Source organism: Paenibacillus sp. SAFN-054, from assembly GCF_051966755.1.
GTDB lineage: Bacteria > Bacillota > Bacilli > Paenibacillales > Paenibacillaceae > Paenibacillus_AQ.
The window spans coordinates 125,042-139,804 of the sequence record NZ_JBQCKS010000008.1 but is presented as its reverse complement, the minus strand read 5'-3'; the positions used below and the strand labels follow the sequence as shown (position 1 = coordinate 139,804).

General features: G+C 47.4%; 12 protein-coding genes, 4 tRNA genes and 1 pseudogene. 16 read left to right on the top strand and 1 reads right to left on the bottom strand.

Annotated features, from left to right (window positions below; all coding sequences use genetic code 11):
* The 9 genes from ACTHPM_RS25955 to ACTHPM_RS25915 all read left to right on the top strand — a co-directional run bounded on the left by ACTHPM_RS25955 (window position 1) and on the right by ACTHPM_RS25915 (window position 8,392).
* Window positions 1-75: transfer RNA gene (locus tag ACTHPM_RS25955), tRNA-Gly, on the top strand.
* 6 nt (window positions 76-81) lie between these two features.
* Window positions 82-155, top strand: a tRNA-Arg gene (locus tag ACTHPM_RS25950).
* A gap of 13 nt (window positions 156-168) precedes the next feature.
* A tRNA-Leu gene (locus ACTHPM_RS25945) sits at window positions 169-251 on the top strand.
* A gap of 7 nt (window positions 252-258) precedes the next feature.
* Window positions 259-335, top strand: a tRNA-Pro gene (locus tag ACTHPM_RS25940).
* Between the two features lie 812 nt (window positions 336-1,147).
* Window positions 1,148-2,047: a LysR family transcriptional regulator gene (locus tag ACTHPM_RS25935; RefSeq protein WP_440397958.1), complete on the top strand. Its 900-nt coding sequence runs from the start codon at window positions 1,148-1,150 to the stop codon at window positions 2,045-2,047.
* Window positions 2,032-2,892 (top strand): LysR family transcriptional regulator, encoded by an 861-nt coding sequence (locus tag ACTHPM_RS25930; protein WP_440397959.1) that lies wholly within the window; start codon window positions 2,032-2,034, stop codon window positions 2,890-2,892. The genes ACTHPM_RS25935 and ACTHPM_RS25930 overlap by 16 nt, the downstream gene beginning before the upstream one ends.
* A gap of 327 nt (window positions 2,893-3,219) precedes the next feature.
* Window positions 3,220-4,938 carry an extracellular solute-binding protein gene (locus ACTHPM_RS25925; protein WP_440398074.1) on the top strand — a complete coding sequence of 573 codons (1,719 nt, stop codon included), beginning with the start codon at window positions 3,220-3,222 and terminating at the stop codon, window positions 4,936-4,938.
* 9 nt (window positions 4,939-4,947) lie between these two features.
* Complete coding sequence (locus ACTHPM_RS25920; RefSeq protein ID WP_440397960.1) at window positions 4,948-6,849, top strand: sensor histidine kinase; 1,902 nt, start codon at window positions 4,948-4,950, stop codon at window positions 6,847-6,849.
* Window positions 6,842-8,392, top strand: coding sequence for a response regulator transcription factor (locus tag ACTHPM_RS25915; RefSeq protein ID WP_440397961.1), 1,551 nt, complete (start codon window positions 6,842-6,844; stop codon window positions 8,390-8,392). Before ACTHPM_RS25920 ends, ACTHPM_RS25915 begins: the two co-directional genes overlap by 8 nt.
* Before the next feature lie 95 nt (window positions 8,393-8,487).
* Here the strand turns inward: ACTHPM_RS25915 and ACTHPM_RS25910 are convergent, their stop codons facing one another.
* The gene (locus tag ACTHPM_RS25910) at window positions 8,488-9,327 is read right to left on the bottom strand and encodes an alpha/beta fold hydrolase (RefSeq protein ID WP_440397962.1); all 840 of its coding nucleotides are present in this window, start codon (window positions 9,325-9,327) and stop codon (window positions 8,488-8,490) included.
* A 358-nt stretch (window positions 9,328-9,685) separates the two neighbouring features.
* Between ACTHPM_RS25910 and ACTHPM_RS25905 the strand changes: the two genes are divergently transcribed.
* The 7 genes and pseudogenes from ACTHPM_RS25905 (at window position 9,686) to ACTHPM_RS25875 (ending at window position 14,686) form a co-directional block, all read left to right on the top strand.
* Window positions 9,686-10,123 carry a Dps family protein gene (locus ACTHPM_RS25905; protein WP_440397963.1) on the top strand — a complete coding sequence of 146 codons (438 nt, stop codon included), beginning with the start codon at window positions 9,686-9,688 and terminating at the stop codon, window positions 10,121-10,123.
* A gap of 243 nt (window positions 10,124-10,366) precedes the next feature.
* Window positions 10,367-11,311 (top strand): annotated as a pseudogene (locus ACTHPM_RS25900) (ring-cleaving dioxygenase).
* Between the two features lie 81 nt (window positions 11,312-11,392).
* Window positions 11,393-12,391, top strand: a complete 999-nt coding sequence (locus ACTHPM_RS25895; protein WP_440397964.1) for a type I glyceraldehyde-3-phosphate dehydrogenase — start codon at window positions 11,393-11,395, stop codon at window positions 12,389-12,391.
* Between the two features lie 32 nt (window positions 12,392-12,423).
* Complete coding sequence (locus ACTHPM_RS25890; RefSeq protein ID WP_440397965.1) at window positions 12,424-12,645, top strand: (4Fe-4S)-binding protein; 222 nt, start codon at window positions 12,424-12,426, stop codon at window positions 12,643-12,645.
* A gap of 35 nt (window positions 12,646-12,680) precedes the next feature.
* Window positions 12,681-12,956: a GNAT family N-acetyltransferase gene (locus ACTHPM_RS25885; protein WP_440397966.1), complete on the top strand. Its 276-nt coding sequence runs from the start codon at window positions 12,681-12,683 to the stop codon at window positions 12,954-12,956.
* A gap of 207 nt (window positions 12,957-13,163) precedes the next feature.
* Window positions 13,164-14,267, top strand: coding sequence for a GerAB/ArcD/ProY family transporter (locus ACTHPM_RS25880; RefSeq protein WP_440397967.1), 1,104 nt, complete (start codon window positions 13,164-13,166; stop codon window positions 14,265-14,267).
* 215 nt (window positions 14,268-14,482) lie between these two features.
* Window positions 14,483-14,686 (top strand): hypothetical protein, encoded by a 204-nt coding sequence (locus ACTHPM_RS25875; protein WP_440397968.1) that lies wholly within the window; start codon window positions 14,483-14,485, stop codon window positions 14,684-14,686.
* Window positions 14,687-14,763 lie beyond the last annotated feature (77 nt).

The following is a 14,763-nucleotide window of genomic DNA, read 5'->3' as shown; positions in this document are numbered from 1 at the left end:
GCGGACGTGGCTCAGCGGTAGAGCATCGCCTTGCCAAGGCGAGGGTCGCGGGTTCGATTCCCGTCGTCCGCTCCAATATTTGCGCCCTTAGCTCAGCTGGATAGAGCGTTTGACTACGAATCAAAAGGCCAGGAGTTCGAATCTCTTAGGGCGCATTTTCTTGTATAGGCCGGTGTGGCGGAATTGGCAGACGCGCGCGACTCAAAATCGTGAGGGAAACCGTGGGGGTTCGAGTCCCTTCACCGGCACCATCATTAACGGGATGTAGCTCAGCTTGGTAGAGCACCTGGTTTGGGACCAGGGGGTCGCATGTTCGAATCGTGTCATCCCGACCATTTTTTACGGAACAGCCGCTCATATCATAAAAAGCAAACGCCGAAAGGCGTTTTTTTTGTTGCCAAGAACATCGGGATAAGCCCCCTCGAGACTCTTATATGGCATATTACCGCCGAGCATAATCTTGGCACGGAATTAAAAGGTAATCATAGTCCATTCGAAATCAGCTTGGTCCTGGTTTAACGGGAAACGATAATTCAAATTCGAAACGCCAGCAGCCGATAAGGGATCGGCTGCTTTTTTGGTTAAAGGCGTGCCCAGGAGTACACATCTTTCTGCCGTTTAATTCAGCACGCATCTGCTGGTGTAATTCCAGGCTGCGAGGAGCGCGTTTCCCATGTAGCTAGCTGTCACAGCGAAAGCTGGCTGCAGATGCAGGAGGGAGGAGCCCTTCGAGGTGTTTCAGCTCTGCGGATGAGAAGCAGGGACAACATTTTTAAACCATTCACATCCTGTTCTTAGCGTACCAACCCTAAAATCTAGTGACCTTAACCTGAAATCCAGCGGATATATTACAGGTCAGGTTCCTTATATAATGTTTAATAAAGGTACCGGCTATTTAAATTGAACGAAAGAAAGGGAGCGCACTTTTCCTGTATTCCGTATGGAATCAAAGAGAAATAGGTTAAGCTTTAGTTCATTTTATTTAGCAAGCCGAATAAAGGTTTTTGACGATCGCATCGACTATATCATACGAATAGACCCTCTACGTCAACTACAGTCTCGGACAATTGAGAAACGTAAGCAAGGGTTTAGGAAGAGGGAGATGTTACAACACAACCAAACGGGATGAACTAAGGGGGGAAGTCGTGTGGAACTGCGTCAGCTTGAATATTTTATTCAAGTTTGCAAATCTGGAAGTTTGACGAAGGCAAAAGAAGAATTAGGTGTAACTCAACCTACACTAAGTCAGCAGATCCGGGTGTTGGAGGATGAGTATAATATTCATTTGTTCGATCGGGTAAGCAGGGGAGTTGAAGTAACGGAAGCGGGACAAATTCTCTTGAATAAAGGCAGGGCGATTATGAATCTTCTGGAAGAAGCGCGAAATGAAATCGTTGGCCGAAACAACCCATTCAGAGAGAGCCTTTCTATTGGGTGTTGTCCTGCTGAACTTGAATATCTAGCCCCTTATTTCATGAAGTTCCATCAAAAGTACCCGAATGTTTCATTGAAAATTATCGATGCTGAGGATGCGGAGAATGAAGTCTTGGAACAACGGGTAGACATTGGGATCACGGCAAAGCCGGTGTCTGATGCTTCGGTCCTTTCGACACATCTGTATAGACAAGAAATGGCGCTGTTGATTCACCCAGAACATCCTTTTGCCCATAAATCCGCGATATCCTTTCCGTCATTAAAACAAATGAATTCCATCATATTCCGGGAACAAAACAAATCATTAATAGATATGTGTTGTTTCTCTTGCGGGTTTACCTTGAAATCGAGCATCGAAACATCCTCCACAGCCGTATTGATTCATTGGGTTCGTCATGGACTTGGAGCAGCTCTTATCCCCATATCTTTGCTTGAAAATGTAAGGGACGACTCTTTGCGTATGATCAAACTGGAGGGCCATATTCCTCGTTGGGATATATCTCTTGTATGCCATCATTCCGTTTCGAAGAGGTCCATTGCACGCATATTCATTCAAGAGATGGATTCCTATGTAAGAGAGGCTGAGGTGAATCTTGCATGTTCAGGCAACTAGAATGCTTCATTCAAATCTGCAAAGAAGGAAGCTTTACGAAAGCTGCAGAAGTTCTAATGATTTCCCAACCCACCTTAAGTCAACAGATACGCTATCTGGAGGTCGAAGTTGGAGCCCCTTTATTTCAGAGAGTCGGCAGAGGGGTAAAGATTACAGCGGACGGGGAGATCCTGTACGAAAAAGCCCTTTCCGTGATGAGGCTTCTTGAAGAGGCGAAGAAGGAAACTTACGATTTACACAATGCTCAGGCCGATAAACTTTCGATAGGCATTTCGCCTATGGACTTTTTTGGTTTCATACCCCGTTTTTTGAAATTCCATGAATGTTATCCCGATATCACATTAAACTTTGCCAGTGCAGAAAATACATCGCAGCAATTATTGGATAGCCGTATCGATATCGGCTTTACCGACCATTATACGCCCAATAAAGAAATCCATATGATGCATCTGTATAAAGAAGAACAAGCATTGGCCGTTTATGCGGAGCATCCATGGGCAGATCGGGCCTTCGTTTCTTTTCAAGAGCTGGAAGATTTAGAAACCACCTTATTTGTTGGAGATAGAAGCTTAATGGATCATCTTCATGCGTTCAGCGCTAAAATGGTCAAGTCCTTGCAATCAAAATTTGAATCAACGTCCACCGAAATGATCGTTTCTATGGTTCTGCAAAAGATGGGGGTTGCGATTCTGCCTGCGTCTGTCATGGTTCCTGGTGAGCAACTGAGAATCATCCGTCTCGTAGATCCAACGCCTGTTCGTGAGATTAAGCTGATTTGTAAAAAGTATCATTACAGCAATCCTTCTGTTCAGAAATGCATCGACTTTTTTCTGATATCACCTTAAAAGGTGGCAACCAGCGGCATAAATGGTTCTGTAATTTCCGCTTGCCATAAATGTTTGTTTTTTAGTTCAACTTATGCAGCTAACGAGAGCGAGCCAAGACGAGGGAGTATACCTTGTCTGCTCGCTTATTCGCGTTGACGGCAGGAAAACCTGGGAAATAGTAACGTTCCGCATCAGGCGGATGCTCTTTTTTTTGCTGTCCATAACCTTTATACTTGTAAATTGAGATTCTAAATAGAGTAGGCCTGCTTCGGGCAGAATTTGATTGGAATAATGTAATAATATGTTCGTCACTGCATAGACGAAGGGGAATTACTATTGGATAAAATGCGTAAATCAGCAATGCTGTTACTAGCTTTGGTCATGTGTTGGACGACAGCGGCTTGTTCTGGGAATGCGGGCACACCGAGTCATGGCGCTGCTGAGGATCCTACGAACTCGAACGCCCATCTTACGGAGGCCGATGCTTCCCAAACGAAGCCTTCTCCGGATGAGCCTGCTTGGAAGCTGGACACGACACCGGTAACGTTTGACTGGTACATCAACTTCGATTGGTTTACCGGCAAATGGGGAGGAAATGTTGTTTCCGATTATATAACGAAGAAGACAGGCATCAGCCTGAACTTTATTGTGCCTGCTGGCGACGCCAGCGAGAAGCTTAACACCATGATGTCAGCAAGGTCACTCCCTGACTTCATCACGTTAGGCTCATACGAGGATTCCGTGCAGAAAATGATTAATGGAGATATGGTGCTTCCACTAAACGAGCTCGCGGAACAGTACGATCCTTATTTCTTCAAAGTGGCCGACCCCGCGAAGCTGAGCTGGTACACACAGGATGACGGCAATGTGTACAGTTACCCGAATGCATCTTCCTCGCCTGCGGATTATCAAAAGTATGGCCAGCTTTTTACTTCTAATCAGACCTTTGTTGTTCGAAAAGATATGTATGAGGCGCTTGGAAAGCCGGATATGAGCACGCCGGAAGGGTTTCTGGGTGCTCTCAAGGCTGCGAAAGAGAAGTTTCCTGAAGTAGACGGAGAGCCGCTCATTCCGATTGGCTTGCATGAATTTACAGAAACGGGCAACTATTCGTTGGAAGAGTACCTTCAGAACTTCCTGGCCATTCCGCAGCAGAAAAACGGCAAACTATATGACCGTCGAAGCGATCCGACCTATCTGAAATGGCTGAAGATGTTTCGCCAAGCGAATGAAGACGGGCTGATGCCGACAGATGTCTTTATTGATGAGAAACGACTGGAAAAGGATGAAAAAATATCGCAAGGGCGCTATTTTGCCATGCTGTATCAGTGGTCCGATTTCTCAGAGATTAACCAGGCGCTGTATCAGAAGGACCCGAATAAGGTGTATATCGCCATTGATGGTCCGGCGAATGATGCACATGATGCGCCAACGCTCGCAGGAAATGGCATCGCCGGTTGGACGGTGACGCTGATTTCAAAGAACGTCAAAGATAAGAAGAGGGCGATTGCCTTCCTCAGCTATTTGCTCAGCGAAGAGGGAAACAAGGATCTGTTCTTAGGAGAGAAGGGTGTTACCTACGATACGATCAACGGCAAAGATCAGTTCCTGCCGGAGGTCATGCATCTGCTGAACACTGATCGTCAAGCGTTCGGCAGCAAATATGGCGGTTCTTATACGTACTGGATGCTGATGGATACGAATATGAATCTGGCTTGGATGACGGGAATGGACGCCGAGCCCTCCAAACAAATGATGGATTGGACGAGGGGCAAGACGGTCAGCATGAGCGAGTTCGTCAATCTGAATCCGGACCCGACGACAAAAGAGGGGATCGCGGTAAGCAAAAATACGCGGCTTTGGGCCGAGACGCTGCCGAAGCTGCTGATGTCCAAGTCGGATGCCGAATTCGACCGGCGGTTCGCCGATTACATGAACACCACGACCGGGGATCCCGAATATAAAGCGATCAAAGCCAGCCGCCAGGCAGCCTATGAACGAAATGTAGAGAAGCTGAAATCGTCGTCCAATCCGTCGTTCGATAGTGGAAGCAGCAGGATGTGAAACAGAAAAATGGGATTCGCAGCAATCCGTTGGATATTGGGAATACGTGTATTTACCTCTAAGCTTTCGCTTCAAGTCAAACTGATTTTGTCATTTGTGTTCGTCATCTTTATACCGGTTATTTTATTCTCCTGGTATACGCTCAATGAGGAATCCTCCAAGGCTATGAAGGAATTGTCGGAGAACCACAAGTATGTACTCAAGGAAGAGAAGATCAATATTGAGAATAACATCGAGCTGATGGGATGGACCGGTCAGCTGGCATTGTCCAATCGGGAAATGAACAATTATCTGCAAATTGAACAAATCCAGGATACGGCGCATGTTCTTCATATTAAGAAAGACGTGGTTAACAGCTTTCAATACTTTTTGTTTAACAATCCGCGTATTGCGAATGTCCGGTTGTTCACGGACAACCTGTATGTGAATGAGATTTGGCCCGTCATCCTGCATGAATCACGTATTCAGGACAAGCCTTGGCATAAGGACGTAATGAAGCAGAGCGGCTTAATCTGGTGGGAGATCCAGGAAGACGTCGGCCTCACCGGTGCGCCTTCCGAACAATCGTCGGAGGAGCCCTTTATGACGTACTTGCAGGAATTCAAATATCCGGATAATGCCACACATAACGGAATTCTGGAGATATCGATGAAGCTGTCTGAATTCTTCTCCCAAACGTTCAGCAGCGTACAGGACATGAACTCCCAGCTGATTGTAGTAGCAAGGAACGGACAAGTGTATAGCTTGGAGGATTCGCCTGTATTCAAGCAGCACAGCGCAGAGGAATTAATCAGCAACATTAAACGGGCGAGTAATACCGATGATGAGGCCGTGCAGTTCCAGGTTCAGGGGCAGTCCTACATGGCATTACAAACCTATATCCCGTCGATTGACGTACATCTGGTCAATATGGTTAGTCTTGCGGAGACCATGAAAGGCATTAACCATTCAAGAGTTCGTTATATCGTACTCGTTTCGTTATTGGCAGCATTTCTCATCCTGCTGTCTTACTCGATGCAAGCGATTATTTTGCGTAGGCTTAAGGCGTTAAGGGAATCGATGCAGCAGGTAAGAAACGGTAACTTCAACGTCGAACTTCCGCCGGTGACCGGTAACGATGAGGTAGGAGAGCTGGGATTTCATTACCGCGAGCTCATTCTGAAGATTAACGAACTCATCCAAGAGCAGGCAGACCGGCAGGCGGCAGGCAAGGAAGCCGAGCTTCGGTCTTTGAAGAACCAGATCGATTCCCACTTTCTCTACAATACACTGGAGAATGTCAAAATGCTGGCGGAGATTGAAGGACAGTACCTTATATCGGATATCATGACCTCGCTAGGCGGTATGATGCGCTATTCGCTTGAGTGGAGGCAGGACCACGTGATGCTCAAGCATGAGATTCAGCAGGTCCAGCATTATATATCCGTCATGAATATCCGTTATGATGGCAGACTTGATCTAAGGTTGTCGATTGAACCGGAATGCCTCAAGCAGGAAGTGCTCAAAATGTCCTTACAGCCTGCAGTCGAGAATGCAATCAAGCACGGGATGAGCCGCATGCACTCCAGCGACGGAAATCTTGTCATTACGATCTCTGCCGTCCGGCGTGATCGGGTCTGCGTCATAGAGATCACTGACAGCGGCTGCGGCATCCCGGAAGAGACGTTAAGGGTATTGAATCAAATGCTGCGAATGGAAGAATCCGCTTATCAGGAGGCCCGGCAATTATTCATTCGCAAAGATAGCCAAGACAGCAATGGTATCGGTCTCCGCAATGTGGATCAACGTTTAGTGATGAGCTACGGGGCGGAGTACGGGATTCGAATCGAGAGTCAGGAAGGAAGCTATACACGCATAATCATGACTTTGCCATACCGGGTCATGGGAGGGGGAGTGGACATCTATGATTAGCTTGCTGATCGTCGACGACGAGAAGATTATTCGGAGGGGGCTGCAATCGGTCATCGAGAGACAGTTCCCCAATCTGTTCAACTACCGGTTTGCGGAGAACGGACAAGAAGCGCTGGAGATGCTTCGCGAAGAGACTGCGGATATGATGTTTACAGATATCCGAATGCCAATTATGGATGGGATTGAACTGCTTGAAGAGCTGCAAAACCATCCGATGAAACCCCAGGTTGTATTGTTGTCCGGCTACAATGACTTCGAATATGCAAAGAAAGGAATTCGCTTTGCTGTGAAGGACTATCTCGTCAAGCCTGTGGTGCGGGAGGAGCTGTTTGCGGTTCTGAGGCGATTAATGCAGGATATAATGATGAAAGACAAGACGGCGGGTGAAGATACCCGCCTGTCTGCTTCGGAGCTGGTTACCCTGCATTTGACCCAGAAGGATGCGGGTGATGCTTTAACACCGATCAAGCTGAGGCAGGCCGGCTTAAGCTGGTTGGAAGAACAATATACGCTGGGATTGCTTACGCGGCGCGGCGGAGAAGCACAGGCTGGCGGGACGGATGCCGCTGTCTTTAGGGATCAGCTCGCTGATTTATTACAAGGGCAGATGGATTGGATGCTCACGCGTGATGGAAAAGGCGGGACGATTATGGTCGCCCGCGACCCGGCTATGTTCCACCAGTTGGCGGAACGGTGGAAAGTGAGTACATATGAGCCGCAGCTGCGAATTGCGATTAGCGAATCTGTTCAAGGGATTGAGCAGATCAGGTGGGCCTATAGTCAAGCCAAGCAAACTTTGAAATACGGCATTCTGCTTCCGGAACTCGATGTGCTGGACTACACCGGCATAAGCCAACGCAATGAACGGCATGTCGTTCCTGTGGATCTCGTTCAGCGAATATTGAATCTCATCGGAATGGGACGCGGGGATGAAATGAAGCAGCTTCTCGATCAAATTCTCGATGTTCGCATGATCAGCAGCTGTGAGATCGGCTACCTGGAACGTATTAGCCAGCTGCTCAACGAGGAGCTGTTCGATAAGCTGTTCCGCATCTATGGGGATAAAGTACTCGATCTATTAAGGCCGTATGCCTGTGTCGGTCACATCGGAAACTTCGACCGATTGGAGGATTATCGCATAGCCGTCGGGCAGCTTCTCGATTGTCTGGATCTGTTTATCCAAGATCAAAGAGAGCGGGAACCCACCGAACAAAATACGATGCAAAAGGTTCTTGAATACCTGAAGCTGCATTATGCCGACGATTTGAACATGGCGGTCGTTTCCAACCACTTTTCACTCAATTACTCGTATTTCAGCCAAGCCTTCCAGGAATATTGCGGCGAGAATTTCTCGAACTATGTTCGCCGGCTACGACTGGATAAGGCGAAGGAACTGCTGATGCATACCGATTTGAAGGTATACGAAATCAGTGAACAGGTGGGATTCGAAAATGTGAAGCATTTTACGAGAATCTTCAAGGATACCGAAGGCATCACAGCGCTGGAATTCCGAAGCCAGCGAAGACGGTTTGAAGAAGCCTGAGGCATGAAAGAAGATTCCCTGCTTCGTTTCATCACAAAGAACCCACAAGAGAGTCACTTTTTAAGCGTCCTTCTTATGGGTCACGGTTCAAGCAATTATTTTGTATTCAGGAAGTGAATCAAAGCGGTATTGAATTCTTCCGGGTGAGTGGCGTTTAAACCATGGGGTCCGCCTTCAATGACGACGAGCTGACTGCCTGCAACGGCTTCGTGGGAAAGCTGGCCGCTTACCTCAATCGGCACGACCGCATCGGAATCACCATGGATAACAAGCAGTGGGATATCAAATTTCTCCAGGTCGCCACGGAAATCCGTCCGGCCGAAGGCATCCACACAATCCAGCGTCCCCTTTGGCGAAGCAGAAGAAGCAATTTCAAGGTTGTAATGACGGAAGGACTCGCTCACCAGGTCGGTTCGATCCCCTGCTTTAAAGAAATTGTGGGTGAAGTCGTCCAGGAAGGCGACACGGTCTTTTTTCAATCCGTCATGGAAGCCTTGAATGGTGGCCTCATCCAGACCGCCTTCCGGATGCTCGTCAGATTTATAGAAGAACGGCGGAACCGCAGCAGCAAGCACGGCCTTTTTCACACGACTTGTTCCGTATGTGCCAACGTAACGGGCAACCTCTCCGCCACCCATGGAGAATCCGACCAGCGTTACGTCATGAAGGTCCAGATGTTCAATGAGCTGATGAAGGTCCGCCGCAAACGTATCATAGTCATAACCGTTCCACGGTTGGGAGGATTGTCCGAATCCGCGGCGGTCATAGGTAATTACGCGGTAACCTGCTTCGATGAGGGCTGGAACCTGCCCCTCCCACGAGCGTCCGCTCAGCGGCCATCCATGGATTAAAATCACAGGTTTGCCTGCGCCAACATCCTCGAAGTACAATTCAATGGGTTGCCCGTTTTCTGTTCCAACTGTTAATTTAGCCATGTTAATACCACACTTCCTTCAGAATTGGTTTGTAATAATCAATAGATTTATCTCCCGTATCTGGAAATACCTCCGAAAAGCAGGGAATCCTGCTGATATATACCCAGTCTATTAAACTTGTAACCGTGCAAACAATCTTCAGTTTTCTATAGATCTCATAGAAAAAAACTATATCCCTTTAAATTGAGATGGGATGCAACACAACACAAGTGTAAAACGACCCTGAACATGACCCATATCGATTTGTCTATATCTCGTATAGCTTTTTCTTATAATTCAAAATCCGCATATACAGCAATTTATTTGGTGTGTTATAGTGGGTCCTTGAATTTAATGCTAAATAAGAAGGGGCTTTAATATGTCTGAAAAACTGGTGGAAGTGTTAAACACGCAGATCGCGAACTGGAGTCTTCTGTTTACCAAACTTCATAACTATCATTGGTATGTCAAAGGACAACAGTTTTTTACTTTGCATGTGAAATTTGAAGAGCTGTACACGGAGGCTGCGCTTCATGTGGACAATCTTGCCGAGCGACTACTGGCATTAGGTGGAAGCCCTATAGCGACTTTGCAGGGAATTCTTGACACCGCGACGATCAAAGATGCAGCGGGTCATGAGAGCGCCGCGGAAATGGTCCGCACGCTTGTTGATGATTTTGGAACGATGGTTCACGAGCTTAAAGAAGGAATGAGCATCGCTAATCGTGAGGACGATGAGACGACCGGAGATATGCTGTTGGCCATTCATTACTCGCTCGAAAAGCATGTATGGATGTTGAAATCATTCTTGGGGTAATCTGGATCCGGTTTCTACTCGGGGTATGTAATCGCAAAAGGCCTGGGAAAATCCCCTGGCCCTTTTTGCGTTGGGCCAAGTGGGTGATCCGGGCCGAAGATATAGTAAATTCGCTATAGAAGTATAGATAAATTGGAATGGTTCGCTGCTGCTCTTTTCCCTATGATGTGAAGCAGGAGCATGTTTCGGGTTAAGAGCATGAACGGAAAGTCGAACAAAAGGAGCTTGGGAAGGATGGAACATATCAGCAAGAAAACAGCAGGCATCCATCATGTGACTTGTTTCGTGAAGGATGCGCAGAGAAATGTGGATTTTTATGCCGGAGTCCTGGGTCTTCGTCTTGTGAAAAAAACAATTAATTTTGATGCGCCCGAAGTGTACCATTTGTACTTCGGCGATGAAAAAGGCAGTCCTGGAACGATTATTACGTTCTTCCCGTACGAATTTTCCCATAAGGGTCGCATCGGTGGAGGACAAGTAGGGACAACAACATACGCCGTACCCGTAGGCGCACTTGATTTTTGAAAAGCACGCCTCGCAGCGTTCGATATTTCCTTCACGGAAAGCACCCGTTTTTCCGAAGACTACATCGAATTTGTGGATCTTGACGGTCTGCAGTTAGAGATCGTTGAACGGGAAGGTGGAGCCCTTAATACGTGGTCATTCGGAGACATTCCAGCGGATAAGGCCATTAAGGGATTTGGAGGCGTGGTGCTGTACAGCTTGGCTTCCACCAAGACCATGCAGGTTCTCGAGAACGTTCTGGGACTTGAAAAGGTAGGACAGGATGGCGGCTTGATTCGTTATAAGGCAGAAGGGGATATCGGCAACCTGATTGATGTGAATGCGGAGCCCATGGAATCGGGAGTCCCCGGTGCCGGCACCGTTCACCATATTGCATGGCGAGCCAAGGATGTGGAAGACCATGAAGCATGGAGAAGTCATGTGGAAAGCAGCGGGTTTCATCCTACACCTGTCATTGACCGGCAGTATTTCCATGCGATCTATTTCCGGGAACACGGCGGCATATTGTTTGAGATCGCGACAGATCCGCCGGGCTTCGCCAATGATGAGCCTGAAGAGCACCTGGGCGAGACATTAATGCTGCCATCCTGGTTCGAAGACCGCCGGGCTGAAATTGAAAAGAATCTGCCCCCCATTCAAGTGAAGGAATTGGATTCCATTTAGCATTCACCAATAATGTATCGGAAAGGTTCGACGGAAAGGTTCGATAGGAAGAACAAATTTATAATCTAGTGGAGGGGTATTATGGGTTCGATAGCTATTTACGGATTTGGGAGAATTGGTAGGCAATTGCTAAGAGTTGCTTTACAAGATGAACTGTTCGTTCCGAAGTCCATATCGGATATCAAAGACGAAGCTACGCTGGCGGCCCTATTCGAAGTGGATACCAACTATAAACGCTGGCCCGAAGGTGTCTCCGGGCATGAGGGTTCTATCATGATTGGTGGACGAAAAATTCAGTTTATCAATTCATCGAAGGAAGTTCCGGATTGGAAGGCCTTGGATGTTGATTTGGTTATCGACTGCACAGGCCGGGCCGTCACCCGTTCCGCTGCTCAGGTCCATCTGGATCGGGGCGCGAACAGGGTACTGGTTAGTGGACCAAGTAAAACCTTGGATGACTGCGATGCCGTACTGCTTAAAGGAATCAATCTGGACAGCTTTGATCCGGAAAAACATAAGATTATAAGTATGGCGAGCTGTACAACCAATGCCTTGGCGCCAGTCGTCAAAATCATAAAGGAAAACTTCGGGATCAAGTTCGGATTGTTCTCCACAGTGCACTCCTATACGAACACCCAATCATTGACGGATCAGCCTATGAAGGACCGGCGCGACTCATGGGCCGCTGCGGAGAATATCATTCCTTCTTCATCCGGAGCTGCAAGGGCTCTGAAATTCATCTGGAGTGATTTGCAAATTACGGGGAAGGCATACCGGATTCCTACACGTACGGGGAGTATCGCCGAATTAAATCTGGTGACGGACAAACCAGCTACAGTTCAACAGGTGAACGATATCTTCAGAAGCTCCGCCGCGGAAGGTGAGTTGAAGGGAGTCCTGGACGTATTGGAGGGGGAATGGGCGTCTTCCCGTATTGTTGGCGATTCCCATTCTTCCATCATTGATCTTCCTTTGACTCAAGTACAGGGAGACATCCTTTCCGTCGCAGCCTGGTACGATAATGAATGGGGATACGCCTCACGATTGGCCGAAGTCGCGGCATATCTGGTCAATAAGTAATATGTCTAATCGGAATAGGAGCGTGAAAGGACATGTCTGATGAATTCAAGCGATATCGAGGGAAGGATATCGAGGTGATATTTCATCCGGGAAAATGCATTCATTCAGCCAAATGTGTAAGCGGGTTACCGGAAGTATTTGATGTGAAAAAGAAACCATGGGTGCATGCGGATGGGGAAACGTCTGACAAGATCGCATCCCAAATCCAGAAATGTCCAAGCGGCGCATTGGAATATATTCTTGCCGAGAAATAGGGTAAGGAAATCAAAGCCTATAAGTGGGGGATATGATGCTCGAAATAAAGCAAGATGCAAACAGTTTTTATGTGGGAGAAGAGGGCCGGAGAGAAGCTGAAATCCATTATGTTCAGAATGGGAAGCATATGATTATCGTCGACCATACAATTGTTTCCGATGATCTGCGCGGTCAAGGGGTAGGACAGGCGTTGGTGAAGCGATTGGTCGAATTTGCCCGGATGAACGGAATTCAGATTATGCCATTATGTCCTTTCGCAAGGAGTCAATTTGACCGTCATGAAGATTATGCTGACGTATATTATAAATAAGAATATGGTGTTTCTCTCGTGAATACACGAGAAGACAAAGAACAAGAGACGGATACCGTTCGTAATCAACGACGCGGGTCGTCTCTTTTATTGCGTTCCCTCCATCACATGAAGCCCCTTGCGACCTTGCTACAGCATAAAAAGGATGATTTTGGGGGACATTATTTCGGAAGCGGCGAGAATACATAACGAAGTCGGTGATTTGCAATGAAGGAAAAGCTGAACGTGATCCATATTATGCTGCTGATCTACATGGCCGAAAAGAACGTAACCTTTTTCTCGCTTCCCCGCAAGGTGGCAGAGAATATCGGGACAAACGGGTGGCTGGTATTTATTCTATTGTCGGTGCTGGCGGTCGCGAATATCGGCTTATTTTGGCTCGTTTACAGGCTGGGACGCGGGGCTTCCGTATTTGAAATCCTGGAGTCTGTGCTGCCCAAATACTTCTGGTATCCGATCTATGCGGCGCTGGCGTTCTTTTGGATCATAGCTGCTTCTTTCATAGGGAAAAGCTTTTTTTTCGGCTATGAAATGATGGTGTTCCCGACAACAAACCCCAATTACCTGTTCCTGATCTTTTGCTTCATGCTCTATCTTCTACTCATCAAGCCGATTTATAACGTAGGCAAGGCCAATACGGTTTTCTTTTTGATGACCTTCTGGACCGTACTGCTTAACCTGTTTCACCTGAGGGAATGGGAGGCGGTTCGTTTAACGACCCATTTCCTGCAAGATACCCCCCAGCAGCACTCATTTCTAGGCTATTGGGAGATCTACACCTCCTTCGTCGGCTTTGAGTTCTGTTTGTTCCTGTTCCCTTACGTGAATAAGCAGAGCAAATTATTCAGAGGTGTGATCCTCGGCCACTGCTTGATCAGTATATCCTTGCTGTCGCTGGTCCTGATCTCATTCGGCTTTTTCAGTTTTAAGCAGCTGTTGTCGTATGCCTATCCGGTTGTTAATCTTCTTGATCACATAGAGTTCACTTTTTTCAATCGCATCGAAAACATGGTGCTGGCCCTGTTCATGCTTGCGAGCCTGATGGTCACGTATATGTTCTGCTTCGCTTCGCTAACGACCCTAAAGCAGGCTGTTCCGAACATCAAGCGGGGCCGAATCGAGTTTATTATCGTTATGGCGGTATTCGTGATCGGACTTTATCCGAAATCGATTACACAGGCCGATGCATTGAGGGGAACCGTGCTTTACGTGGAGAGCGGGCTTGGAGTCGTCATTCCTATATCGCTGATTGCCGTGCTGCTCCTTCAAAAATTAAGAAGAACGGGACTTGAAGCGAGAGTACAGAAGTGATGAGCGATAATTGAGCCGGACCGTCGGGGGTCGCCTGGGGCATGATATATCTCATGGATGAGAACATAGATTTGATCATCGAGGCTTAAGTCTGTCACGGTCTATGGTACAACCAAATGGATGGTCCAAAGAATCGGAAAGTGGATGGTGACAGGAGCGGGCCGCTTCAATATAATGAGACAAGTTTGAACAGGAACCCGTATAGGAGGGGGAACATGACGGGATTATTCATTCTTGCCGTGGCCGTGATGGTGGTCGGTTTTGTCGCGACGATGATGATCGGGGAATCGAAAAGCAATAAGAAGGCTGACCCGAATTATTTTAAGTTTACGGGGAAAAAGTGGGCGCGGCTTAGCGGCATTTATGCTGCCTGCATCATCCTGCTGGCTGTCATTATGATCGTAATCTGGAATCCATAGCATCCAATATCGAAAAATAACCGCCGTGTGCACGCCACTCGGCGGTTGTTTGCGTTAGCGCAAGGCTTGGCTTGGCA

Bases quoted from the DNA above. Each gene is read 5' to 3' on its own strand.
- ACTHPM_RS25930 (WP_440397959.1), top strand. From the start codon at position 2,032: ATGTTCAGGCAACTAGAATGCTTCATTCAAATCTGCAAAGAAGGAAGC.
- ACTHPM_RS25915 (WP_440397961.1), top strand. From the start codon at position 6,842: ATGATTAGCTTGCTGATCGTCGACGACGAGAAGATTATTCGGAGGGGG.
- ACTHPM_RS25890 (WP_440397965.1), top strand. From the start codon at position 12,424: ATGTCTGATGAATTCAAGCGATATCGAGGGAAGGATATCGAGGTGATA.
- ACTHPM_RS25920 (WP_440397960.1), top strand. From the start codon at position 4,948: ATGGGATTCGCAGCAATCCGTTGGATATTGGGAATACGTGTATTTACC.
- ACTHPM_RS25880 (WP_440397967.1), top strand. From the start codon at position 13,164: ATGAAGGAAAAGCTGAACGTGATCCATATTATGCTGCTGATCTACATG.
- ACTHPM_RS25875 (WP_440397968.1), top strand. From the start codon at position 14,483: ATGACGGGATTATTCATTCTTGCCGTGGCCGTGATGGTGGTCGGTTTT.
- ACTHPM_RS25910 (WP_440397962.1), bottom strand. From the start codon at position 9,327: ATGGCTAAATTAACAGTTGGAACAGAAAACGGGCAACCCATTGAATTG.
- ACTHPM_RS25885 (WP_440397966.1), top strand. From the start codon at position 12,681: ATGCTCGAAATAAAGCAAGATGCAAACAGTTTTTATGTGGGAGAAGAG.
- ACTHPM_RS25905 (WP_440397963.1), top strand. From the start codon at position 9,686: ATGTCTGAAAAACTGGTGGAAGTGTTAAACACGCAGATCGCGAACTGG.
- ACTHPM_RS25925 (WP_440398074.1), top strand. From the start codon at position 3,220: ATGCGTAAATCAGCAATGCTGTTACTAGCTTTGGTCATGTGTTGGACG.
- ACTHPM_RS25895 (WP_440397964.1), top strand. From the start codon at position 11,393: ATGGGTTCGATAGCTATTTACGGATTTGGGAGAATTGGTAGGCAATTG.